Raw genomic sequence first — 10,272 nt, forward strand, 5'->3', positions numbered from 1 at the left:
GCCTGCCAACTCTGAAGCTAAGGGCAGGGGTCGCTGACCCGAAGCCATAACAAAAAAGGCGGTCGTCATGTTTCTTCGTCAACTGAATATCGCGCCTCGCGCGGCGCTGGGTTTTGCCTTGATCGCGGTGCTGGTGGCCTTGCTGGGGGTGTTCGCCCTGGGCCAGATGTCGAACATCCGCGAAGGCGAGGTGGCGGTTGAAACCCAATGGCTGCCGAGTATTCGTGGCGGTGATGAGATTCGCGAGATCATGTTGCGCATCCGCACCATCTCCCTGCGCATGGCCCTCGACCAGGACCCGAAGAACATCTCGGTGTACCGCGGCCAGATGGACGTGCGCGACAAGGAGTTGAGCAAGCGGATCGTCGCCTACGACAAACTGGTCACCACCCCCGAGGCCCGGCTGTTGTATGACCAGTTCAAGACGACCTTCGCCGCGTACCGGGCCGGTATCGCCCAATCCTTCACCCTGGCCGAGCAGGGCCGGCGCGACGAACTGATCAAGCTGCTGCTGGTGGACATGAAGACCGTGGTGGACGGTTCCGGCAAGCAACTGACCGACCTGGCCGACCTCTTTACCAAACAGGTGGCGGCCGAGAGCCAGAAGTCCGAGGAGCACTACAGCAGCTCGCGGATGATCGTGATCCTGTTTATCGTCCTGGCGGCCCTGGCCACCGTGGGCCTGGCGACGTTGCTCACGCGCAGTATCGTCAAACCCCTGGGGCAGGCCCTGAGCGCGGCGCAGAATGTGGCGCGGGGCGACCTGACCCAGCGTATCGAAAGCCACGGTGACGATGAAGTCAGTCACCTGCTCGAAGCCCTGGCCACCATGCAGCAAACCTTGCGTGACACTTTGCAAGGCATCAGCGGTTCGGCGACCTCGCTGACCACTGCGGCGGACGAACTGAATACGGTTACCCGGGGCAGCACCGAGGGCCTGCAACAGCAGAACCATGAAATCGAACAGGCGGCCACGGCGGTCAACGAAATGACCACGGCGGTGGAAGAGGTGGCGCGCAATGCCGTGTCCACCTCCGATGCCACCCGCAAATCCAGCGAATCGGCGCGGCTCGGCCAGGAGCGGGTGAGTGAAACTCTCGGCGCCATCAGCGCGCTGTCCGGGGACGTCGAGCGCACCGGGGAACTGGTGCGTTCGCTTGCCGATCAGTCCCAGGGCATTGGCAAAGTGCTGGAAGTGATTCGCGCCATTGCCGAGCAGACCAATCTGCTGGCACTGAATGCCGCCATCGAGGCGGCCCGTGCCGGTGAGAGCGGGCGCGGCTTTGCGGTGGTGGCCGATGAGGTGCGTGCCTTGGCCCATCGCACCCAGCAGTCGACCCAGGAGATCGAACAGATGGTGTCCGGCATGCGCAGCGGCTCGACCCTGGCCCTGGAGTCGATGCATACCAGCAGCGCCCGTGCCGCCAGTACGTTGGCCCTGGCCGAACGGGCCGGCGAAGCGCTGGTGACCATCACCGCCTCGGTGCATGAAATCCACGAGCGCAACCTGGTGATCGCCAGCGCGGCGGAAGAGCAGGCCCAGGTGGCCCGGGAAGTCGACCGTAACCTGGTGAACATCCGCGACCTGTCGATCCGCTCGGCGACCGGGGCCGACCAGACCAGCGCCGCCAGCCATGAGTTGTCGCGGCTGGCAACTTCGTTGCAGGGACTGGTCGGGCGCTTCCGGGTCTGAGCCTGACTCAGGCTTTCTGACGCTCCCGCGCCTTGGCCCGCAGATGGCGGATCAGGGCGATCCCGGCAACGATGACCACTACGCCGATCACGATGCGCAGGCGATAGGGTTTGAGATTGCCCAGCAGGCTTTCGAGGAAGCCGCCTGCCCAATAACCGGCCGTGGCAAAGAGCATGGCCCAGACCACGGCTCCGAGCAGGTTCATCAGGCTGAAGCGCAGCGGCGATAGCCGGCTGGCACCGATTACCAGCGGACCCACCAGGCGCATGCCATAGAGGAAGCGCACGGCAAAGATCGAGGTCAGCGGGTGGCGTTGAATGAGTCCCGTCACCCGTTCTATGGCGGCCTGCTGGCGATGCAGGCGGGGTAGCAGGCGGGCGCCGAAATAACGTCCGGTCCAGAACAGCGCCTGGTCGCCGAGCATCCCGCCGAGGCTGGCCCAGAAGATCACCAGCGGCAGGTGCAGGACCTGCTGGTGCGCCGCCACCCCGCCGAGGATCAGGATGGTTTCCCCTTCCAGCAGGCAGCCGATGAAGATGGCCCAATAGCCGTAGGTGGCGAGCAGGTAGTTGAAGTCGATGTGTTCGAACATAACGGTGTACTGATCCTTGTATCGGTCCATGGGCGCTGTTGCCGATGCACGAGGCAGCAGGCAGGCGACGGTGTTCTTGGGTCTGATCGATTGGCCAGGCGAAAGTGCCCTGGGGTGCCCGGCTCAACAATAGCCGAGCTTGTGCCTGTTCTGATTCAGGCTGACTGTCGCGCCAACCACTCCCGCGGACTTTCACCGATCTTGCGGCGAAAGGCCCGGGCCAGGGCCGATGGGCTTTCATAACCGACCTCATCGGCGATCAGGGCAATCGGCCGGCCCTCGCGTAAACGCTTCTGGGCCAGGCTGACACGCCAGCTGAGTACATAGTCTGCCGGAGTCTGGCCGACCACTTTGTGAAAATGCGCGGCGAAACTGGCCCGGGACATATTCGACTCCTGCGCCAGGTCGGCCACTGTCCAGGGCCGCTCGGGATGGTTGTGCAGCATGGTCATGGCCCGGGCCAGGCGCAGGTCAGCCAGACCCGACATCATCCCGGTGGTCATGCTGTGGTAGGCCATCATGTGCCGCAGGAACTGGATCACCATCAGTTCGAACAGGCGGTTCATCACTGCTTCGCGGCCACAGTGTTCGGCGAAGGCCTCAGCGAACAGCCACTCGAGATTGCCCTCGAGCATGGGCACCGCGGCGAGCGGCATCACGATGGTGTCGGACAAGGCCACGGACAGCGGATTGTCGATACCGCCATCGAAACGCAGCGCCGCGCAGACCAGTTCGGCGGCGTCGGCCTTGCTGGCAACCAGGCGATGGGGCAGGGGACGGGGGATCAGGATCAGGCTCGGTTCTTCGATGCGCAGCAGCTTGCCGCCGCTCTCGAGGTTGACCCGGCCACTTTTCAGCAGGTGCACGTGCCCGCGGGGTTCCAGGCCATCGACCTCGGCATTGCCTCGCAGGAGGCCACTGTGGAAGGTGTCGGCGGCGATGCCGAAGTGCGTGAGCAAGGTCGACAGGCGATCCATTCTTTCCCTCTCGTTAACGCTGGAATTAGACGATCTGGCGCATATCATCGACAGGAAGGCGCCATTCGTAAAGCTGTTTTGCCCATCATGGCCCCACGTTCAGCGACCTGGACGCCGCCGCTTCCGGTGGGTCAGCCATTTCATGCGAGAGGGAATACCAATGCAAATGTTCCGTTTTTCTGCCGTCTCCAAACTGTTCGCCGCCGTCGCCATCGCGGCTGGAGCCTTGTCGATGGGCTGGGCGGGTTCGGCCGCCGCTGCCGCGCAGCCGGGCCAGAAAGCCACGGTGGTGCTGGTGCACGGCGCCTTTGCCGAGTCTTCCAGCTGGAATGGGGTGATTGCCCGTCTGCAGGCCAAGGGGTATCCGGTGATCGCCGTCGCCAACCCGCTGCTCAGCGTGAAAAGCGATTCGGACTATGTGGCTGACATCGTCGAACATACACCAGGTCCAGTGATCCTGGTTGGGCATTCCTACGGTGGCTCGGTGATTTCCAACGCGGTCCATGGCCGTTCCAACGTCAAGGCATTGGTCTATGTTGCCGCCTTCGCCCCGGAAAAAGGCGAGACCGCGATCGAACTCTCCGGCCGTTTTCCGGGCAGCACCCTGGGCCCGACCCTGGCGCCGCCGGTGCCGTTGAAAGATGGCACGGTGGACCTGTTTATCCAGCAGGATAAATTCGCCGCGCAGTTCGCCGCCGATGTCGCCCCCAAGGAGGCCGCGCTGATGGCCGCGACCCAGCGCCCGGTCGCCGAGGCCGCGTTGAAGGAAGGCTCGGGTGATCCGGCCTGGAAAACCCTGCCGTCCTGGTTTATCTACGGTTCGGCGGACAAGAACATTCCCGAAGCGGCCCTGAAGTTCATGGCTGATCGCGCGGGCTCCAGGGAGACGGTGGATATCAAGGGCGCGTCCCATGTGGTGATGGTGTCCCATCCGGACAAGGTCGCGGCGATCATTGAAGATGCGGCCAAGGCTATCGCCAAATAAACCACGAGCATCCAGACAGGCACAGTGAGGTTTGAAAGCCGATCAGGGATTCTGTGGGAGCGGAGCTTGCCCGCGAAGGGGCCCTTGAGACCGCTAAAAGCTTCGCGGGCAAGCTCCGCTCCCACAGGATGTGTACTCGGCCTGCTAGGGCTTGCCCCACTTCTCCAGTGCGAACTCCACGAAGCTGCGCAGCTTGGGCAGTCGGTAGCGGTCTTGCGCGTAAAGCAGGTTCATCGGCCGGCTGGGCAGCTTGTATGTCCCCAGCAGCGGCACCAGTCGGCCTTCGCGCAGATCGTCGCGCAGCAACGCATCCGGCAGCATCACGACACCCATTCCGGAGAGCGCCGCCTGGTACAACGCCGAAGAACTGTTGATGGTCATCGGGCCGCTCACCGGTACCAGGATTTCCCCCTCCGGGCCGCTCAGGCTCCACTGTTTTTCCACCGTTCGCCAGTCGTCTCCCGCCGGGTAGGCGAAGGCCAGGCAGTCGTGATGTTCCAGGTCCTGGGGGATGATCGGTGTCCCGCGCCGTTTCAGGTACGACGGCGAGGCACAGACGGTCAGCGCATAGTTTTCCAGGGGCCTGGCAATCAGCGCCGAGGGTTCGGGCGCACCCAGGCGGATCGCCGCATCAAAGCCGCTATCGATCAGATCTTCGCGCTGGTTGCTGAGCATTACGTCCAGCTTGATCCGGGGATAACGCAGCACGAACTCACTCAGGGCCGGGGCCAGGCGTTCGGAGCCGAAGGTCAGCGGCGCGGTGATCCGCAGGATACCGCTGGGCTCGCCCTGGGCCTGTTCGGCCAGGCGCTCGGAATCCGCCACCAGCCCCAGCACCTCAAGACAGCGCTGATAGTAGGTCGAGCCGAACTCGGTCAGGCGCTGACGACGAGTCGTGCGGTTAAGCAGGCTGACCCCGAGCCGTTGCTCCAGTGAGCGCAGGTGATTGCCGACCATGGTGGTGGAAATGCCGCACTCCAGGGCGGCGGCGGTCATGCTGCCGCTCTCCACCACGGTCACGTACACCCGCATTGCCTGGAAAAGATCCATTATCAATCTCAGCTTTAAAATGATTGAAGCACAACGCAGTTTATCCAGCTCAGGTGGCTAACGATACTGCCAGCACCACCCCATGCCTGGAGCTCGATGCCATGACCGCCGCTAGCCTGATGACCACCTATCAACCACTGGACCTGGGTTTCGTCAAAGGGCTCGGCACCCGCCTGTGGGATCGCGAAGGCCGTGAGTACCTGGATGCCGTGGCCGGCGTGGCGGTGACCAATATCGGTCACTCCCACCCGCGCCTGGTGAGTGCCATCTGCGAGCAGGCCGGCCTGTTGCTGCACACCTCCAATCTCTACAGCATCGACTGGCAGCAACACTTGGCCCGACGCCTGGTCCAGCTATCGGGCATGGACCGGGTGTTCTTCAACAACTCCGGCGCCGAGGCCAATGAAACGGCGCTGAAGCTGGCGCGGCTGCATGCCTGGCACAAAGGGATCGAGAAACCCCTGGTGGTGGTCATGGAGAATGCCTTCCACGGCCGTACCCTGGGCACCTTGTCCGCCAGCGACGGTCCGGCGGTGCGCCTGGGCTTCCATGACCTGCCGGGGGACTTCATCAAGGTGCCATACGGCGACCTGGCGCTGTTGCACAGCATTGCCCGCAGCCACGGCCAGCGGATCTGCGCGGTGCTGATGGAGCCGATCCAGGGCGAAAGCGGTGTGCAACTGCCGCCGCCGGGCTACCTGAAGGCCGTCCGCGACCTGTGCAAGCGGCGCTCCTGGTTGCTGATGCTCGACGAGATCCAGACCGGCATCGGCCGCACCGGCCAGTGGTTCGCCTTCCAGCACGAAGGCGTTGTCCCGGACGTGATGACCCTGGCCAAGGGCTTGGGCAATGGCATTCCCATCGGCGCTTGCCTGGCGCGGGGCAAGGCCGCCGAGCTGTTTACTCCTGGCAGCCACGGCAGCACCTTTGGCGGTAACCCGCTGGCCTGTCGGGCCGGCTGCACCGTGCTCGATATCATCGAGGAGCAGGGCTTGGTGGAGAATGCCCGGCAGCAAGGGGAGCATTTGCTGGCACGGCTACGGGCCGAACTGAGCGGTTGTCCGCAGGTCCTGGCGATACGTGGGCAAGGCCTGATGATCGGTGTCGAACTGCACCAGCCGGTACGTGACCTGGCGCTGATCGCGGCCCGGGACCAGGGCTTGTTGATCAACGTGACACGGGGCAAGACCATTCGCCTGCTGCCACCGCTGGTGATCGACAAGCAGGAAGTCGAGATGATAGTGAAAGGGCTGTGTGGCGTATTGCAGTGGGAAAAAAACACGGCAATAGCGAAAGGCTTACACGCCGCGCCCGCAATCGCCTCTATGAGCGTTTGAGCGGCTGCCCTATTCTGGATCCATCACTGCTGCGCAAGGATGTGCACAGGATCAGGGAAGATCGACCATCGCCAGGACGGCAGCCGACAGGACGTTGGAATGGTCAAAAGAAAACCCCGTTTCGGCGGGGTTTTTTGTGTACGCGGGAAAAACCGGCGGTGCCTGGCGTCGGCCAAGGCCAGTGCGGTCTCAATTGGAAATCACATTCTTGCCGGCACCCTTGGCGCGATACAGGGCCTGGTCGGCCCGGCCCATCAGTTCGGCCATGGGCTCGTCGGCGTGACGTTCCACCACCCCAAAACTGATTGTCAGTGAGTTCAGGCCCACGGGGTTGCGTTGCAGCAGGCGCTCGCGCATTCGCTGTGCCAGGTTCATGGCGGTGGCGAGGGGGCTGTCCGGCAGGACCAGCATGAATTCGTCACCGCCCCAGCGCGCCAGCAGATCAGTGTCGCGCAGGCAGCCCTGGAGTGTTTGCGCGACCTCGACCAGCACCCTGTCGCCGCCTTGATGCCCGTGGCGGTCATTGATGAGCTTGAAGTCATCGATATCCATCGCAATCAGCGACAGCGCCTGGCGAAAGCGCCCGGCGCGCTGGCACTCCCGGAACAGGATCTTCTCCAGGCAATAGCGATTGGCGACCCCGGTCAGCGAATCGCTCTCGGCCAGGCGGCGGTTTTCCTCGAGCTGGGCCTGCAACTGGCGATTGACCCGTGACAGCTCGGCAGTCCGCTCGGCGACGATGGCCTCGAAGGAATGGGTGCGGGCCTCCAGTTGTTCGAGCAGGCGCCGTTGGTCTTCGAGACTACGGTGGGCGCCGATCATCCGGGCGACCGAACCGTCGGGGTTGCGGGCGATCACATAGCCGCGGTCTTCGACCAGGATATAGTCGCCGCTGCGGGTGCGGCAGCGGTACTCGGCGTGATAACCCAGGGTGCGTTCATTCAGATGGTCGTCGAAATGCGCCATCACCTGTGGGTAGTCGTCGGGATGAATCACGTTTTCCCAGGTGAAGACGCTGTTCGGCAGGCTATTGGGGGAGTAGCCGAGCATTTCGTACCAGCCGGGGCTGCGGTAGACCAGGCCGGTATTGGCATTCCAGTCCCAGACGCCATCGCTGACCAGTTCAAGGATCGCGTGCACGACGTCTTCGTTGATATCGCCGAGTTGGCTGTTCCAGGGTCCGCTTTTGGATGGTTCGACCATCGCTGCTCACTCCTTTGGCATTGATTTCGGTGTCTCAGGCCAAAAGCGGGGACGCAACGGTCTATGGCACAGTAATACTGTACCGTTTGTTGTGGGAAATATAGATGTAGAGCCCTGGCTCTCGGGGTTTTCGAGGTGTTTGGCGCAATGGGGGTGATCCGCATAGGCATGGGCAGTGAAGGCGCGGGCGATGATTTTCCTGGGGCTGGCCTGCCTGCGGGCTGGGGCGGCGGATTTGAGCCCGTCTGCGCAGTTGCCGGTCTGGCAGGGGCGTACCTTGTCCCGCGACGAGGTGCTGGGGTATGCCACGCTGCTGCGCGGCGAGTTCTGGCAGAAGAAAGGGGCGCTCGAAAAAGCCCTGGCGGATTACCGTAGCGGAACCCGGCTTTATCCGCACTCGCCCAAAGGCCAGAACAACCTGGCCTGGCTTATTGCGAGCACTGAAATCTTCAAGGGTGCAGCGTTCCAGGCTGAAGCTCTCACCGCCGCGCAACGGGCGATGGCGCTGCAACCCGATGCCAATACGCTGGAGACCCTGGCCTGTGTGCGGGCCAGGAGCGGTGACTTTGCCGGGGCGATCGCGGCTGAGAAGCAGACATTGGCGCTGAAGCCGAAGGATAAGGATTTCACGGCGAGAATGGCTGGATTTCGTCAGATACCCGCCAGGGACTGTGTAGGCATTTAGATCGAAGCATGCAAGCCGCCTAGTGGCGATTCCTCTTCTTACATCCTATTGCGGCTGCGACGGACTTACTGCGTTTCAAGGGAAAGCTAATGTCGCTCTGTCGTTGCACGTGCAGCGATCAGGTCTGATAAAGCGCTGGTGGATAACGCTTTCCCGGTGCTTGTTGGCGAGTGCGGGCGTTTCTGCTAGTATCCAGATGGATACTTGATGATTTTGAATTACGTTGTTCAGCAAACGCAGAGTTTTTCGCACTGGCATTCATCCGTACGTGATTTGCGCGCCAAGGTGGCAATTGCTCGCCGCATTGATCGCGTCGCCGCAGGTAATTGGGGTGATGTGAAATCGGTGGGTGAGGGCGTATCCGAGCTACGAGTAGATGTCGGTGCGGGCTATCGTGTGTATTTCACGGTGCGCAACGGTGTGGTGGTCATCCTGCTGGCTGGGGGTGACAAGTCTTCACAGGTTGCCGACATCCGACGAGCAAAGAAACTGTCACAGGAGGTTTGAATATGAGCCAAGCTCTCATCGCATTTGACATGGCTGCGTTGCTGGATAGCGACGAGGCTATCAGTGAGTACCTGTCCCAGGTATTGGCCGATAGAGATAGCGATGAATTTCTTCGCGCGATTGGATATGTGGCCAAAGCGAGGGGAATGGCGCAAATAGCCAAGGACTCGGGGCTCGGGCGGGAAAGCCTCTACAAGACTTTTGCGCCTGGTTCGAAACCACGTTTCGAGACGGTGCTCAGGGTCATGCATGCTTTAGGAATAGATTTGAATGCTCATGCGCGAGCCTTGGTTTAGCTTCGACCCTCCATGATCAGAATGTCTCTCGCTGCTGCGTGAGGTCATTTTTACGGTCGTTATCCAAGAAACCTTCCAGCAGGTTTCCCGCATTCGAAAAAAAAGCAGGCCCATCCCCAGGCCAGCCCTCACCGCGACTGACCTCGAAACGCACCTACCTCTTTTCATTCGCCGCCGCTCCCACTCAGCGGCGGATCGTCATTGCTGTACGACGCTATACCCGGCAAACGCCGTCTGCTGCTGAATCGCCGTGACGATGTTCTGACGGGTGGCCGGCTGTTCGTTGCCTTCGTTGTCGACAAAGGTTTCGCTCAGCAACTCGGCCAGGTCGCCGTGGCCGGCAAAGGCAAAGCCGAGGAATTCGAACGCTTCGCGGTCGGCATTGGCCTTGCTGCGCGGTGTGCGCAGCGGGAAGTTGACGCTGGTGTCGTCCTTGCTGATGACAAAGACCGGCGCCTCTTTCTTGACGCGTGCGGCCTTGCCCTTGCCGGCGCTGGGGTTGCTCAGGGCCTGGTGAGTCTGGTTCAGCACCTTGAGCGCCAAGCCATAGACCAGTTCCTGGAACGCCGCGTCGTCCTTGTAGCTGGAGAGAATCCGGCTGATCGGGAATTTCGTGCTCAGGTCTTCCAGGGCCGCGATGTCGGCCGCCTCGGCGTCCTTGAGTTGCTTGAGCTGGCCCATGAGTTCGTAGGCTTTGTCGTCGTCGAAACGGTCGTGGGCTTGGCGGATCGCCAAGCGCAGTTCGCGAATCTGGTCGCTCTCTTTCGAGGTGTGGAAGGCGTCGAGAACCATCTCGCTGATGTTCTTGGCCTGGGGCACATGCTGGGAAAGATGGATGGCGTTTTCGTATTCGCCCTTGGCGGACAAGGAGGTTACGGCTTCATCGGTATGGGAATCAGGCATCGAAATTTCGCTATTTCAGTGTCATTTAACTGGGGTGAGGCTCG

General features: G+C 62.0%; 11 protein-coding genes. 6 read left to right on the forward strand and 5 right to left on the reverse strand.

Features of this window, described 5'->3' with window-relative positions; all coding sequences use genetic code 11:
• The first annotated feature begins 67 nt into the window (after positions 1-67).
• The gene (locus M5C71_RS07450; protein ID WP_248767550.1) at positions 68-1,693 is read left to right on the forward strand and encodes a methyl-accepting chemotaxis protein; all 1,626 of its coding nucleotides are present in this window, start codon (positions 68-70) and stop codon (positions 1,691-1,693) included.
• A 7-nt stretch (positions 1,694-1,700) separates the two neighbouring features.
• Here M5C71_RS07450 and M5C71_RS07455 read toward each other — a convergent pair whose 3' ends face one another.
• Both M5C71_RS07455 and M5C71_RS07460 read right to left on the reverse strand, forming a co-directional pair.
• Positions 1,701-2,285, reverse strand: coding sequence for a DedA family protein (locus M5C71_RS07455; protein ID WP_103494563.1), 585 nt, complete (start codon positions 2,283-2,285; stop codon positions 1,701-1,703).
• A gap of 155 nt (positions 2,286-2,440) precedes the next feature.
• Positions 2,441-3,262, reverse strand: a complete 822-nt coding sequence (locus tag M5C71_RS07460) for an AraC family transcriptional regulator (protein WP_248767551.1) — start codon at positions 3,260-3,262, stop codon at positions 2,441-2,443.
• Between the two features lie 160 nt (positions 3,263-3,422).
• Between M5C71_RS07460 and M5C71_RS07465 the strand changes: the two genes are divergently transcribed.
• Positions 3,423-4,247, forward strand: a complete 825-nt coding sequence (locus M5C71_RS07465) for an alpha/beta hydrolase (protein ID WP_248767552.1) — start codon at positions 3,423-3,425, stop codon at positions 4,245-4,247.
• A 144-nt stretch (positions 4,248-4,391) separates the two neighbouring features.
• Here M5C71_RS07465 and M5C71_RS07470 read toward each other — a convergent pair whose 3' ends face one another.
• Positions 4,392-5,297: a LysR family transcriptional regulator gene (locus tag M5C71_RS07470; protein WP_248767553.1), complete on the reverse strand. Its 906-nt coding sequence runs from the start codon at positions 5,295-5,297 to the stop codon at positions 4,392-4,394.
• Positions 5,298-5,398: 101 nt separating this feature from the next.
• Here M5C71_RS07470 and M5C71_RS07475 point away from each other — a divergent pair, with 101 nt between their 5' ends.
• On the forward strand, positions 5,399-6,634 hold the full coding sequence (locus tag M5C71_RS07475; protein ID WP_248767554.1) for an acetylornithine transaminase: 1,236 nt from the start codon (positions 5,399-5,401) through the stop codon (positions 6,632-6,634).
• A gap of 189 nt (positions 6,635-6,823) precedes the next feature.
• Here the strand turns inward: M5C71_RS07475 and M5C71_RS07480 are convergent, their stop codons facing one another.
• Positions 6,824-7,837 (reverse strand): sensor domain-containing diguanylate cyclase, encoded by a 1,014-nt coding sequence (locus tag M5C71_RS07480; protein WP_248767555.1) that lies wholly within the window; start codon positions 7,835-7,837, stop codon positions 6,824-6,826.
• Positions 7,838-8,027: 190 nt separating this feature from the next.
• Here M5C71_RS07480 and M5C71_RS07485 point away from each other — a divergent pair, with 190 nt between their 5' ends.
• The 3 genes from M5C71_RS07485 (at position 8,028) to M5C71_RS07495 (ending at position 9,325) form a co-directional block, all read left to right on the forward strand.
• Positions 8,028-8,522 carry a hypothetical protein gene (locus tag M5C71_RS07485; RefSeq protein WP_248767556.1) on the forward strand — a complete coding sequence of 165 codons (495 nt, stop codon included), beginning with the start codon at positions 8,028-8,030 and terminating at the stop codon, positions 8,520-8,522.
• 213 nt (positions 8,523-8,735) lie between these two features.
• Positions 8,736-9,029, forward strand: a complete 294-nt coding sequence (locus tag M5C71_RS07490) for a type II toxin-antitoxin system RelE/ParE family toxin (protein WP_152741028.1) — start codon at positions 8,736-8,738, stop codon at positions 9,027-9,029.
• Positions 9,030-9,031: 2 nt separating this feature from the next.
• Positions 9,032-9,325, forward strand: a complete 294-nt coding sequence (locus tag M5C71_RS07495) for an addiction module antidote protein (RefSeq protein ID WP_103494570.1) — start codon at positions 9,032-9,034, stop codon at positions 9,323-9,325.
• Between the two features lie 198 nt (positions 9,326-9,523).
• Here M5C71_RS07495 and M5C71_RS07500 read toward each other — a convergent pair whose 3' ends face one another.
• On the reverse strand, positions 9,524-10,228 hold the full coding sequence (locus tag M5C71_RS07500; protein WP_152741011.1) for a hypothetical protein: 705 nt from the start codon (positions 10,226-10,228) through the stop codon (positions 9,524-9,526).
• Positions 10,229-10,272: the final 44 nt, after the last annotated feature.

It is taken from the genome of Pseudomonas sp. MWU12-2345 (genome assembly GCF_023242385.1).
GTDB classification, from domain to species: Bacteria; Pseudomonadota; Gammaproteobacteria; order Pseudomonadales; family Pseudomonadaceae; genus Aquipseudomonas; species Aquipseudomonas gingeri_D.